Raw genomic sequence first — 287 nt, 5'->3', positions numbered from 1 at the left:
AACGGATATGATGCTAAACAGATTACTGTCCGTCAGATATTGAACCATACAAGTGGTATCGCTGAATACTTAAGGTCAAAAGAAGCTGATATTATGGACACAAAAAGATCGTATACCGCTGAAGAACTAGTGAAGATTGGACTTTCGATGCCCCCAGACTTTGCCCCAGGAAAGGGCTGGTCTTATTCAAACACAGGATATGTATTACTGGGTATCCTTATTGAAAAAGTAACCGGAAACAGCTATGCGGAAGAGATTGAAAATCGGATTATTGAACCGCTTGAATT

At 40.1% G+C, this 287-nt stretch carries 1 protein-coding gene; it reads left to right on the top strand.

Translation table 11 applies throughout. From position 1 onward, the window contains the following. A partial coding sequence (locus HRG09_RS28485; protein ID WP_174104122.1) for a serine hydrolase domain-containing protein occupies positions 1 to 287 on the top strand: 287 nt, incomplete at both ends.

Origin of the sequence: Bacillus sp. Xin1, from assembly GCF_013314535.1 — a bacterium.
Taxonomy (GTDB): domain Bacteria; phylum Bacillota; class Bacilli; order Bacillales; family Bacillaceae_G; genus Bacillus_A.
Note: the sequence above shows the minus strand (reverse complement) of the source record. Positions and strands in the feature narration are given on the sequence as shown.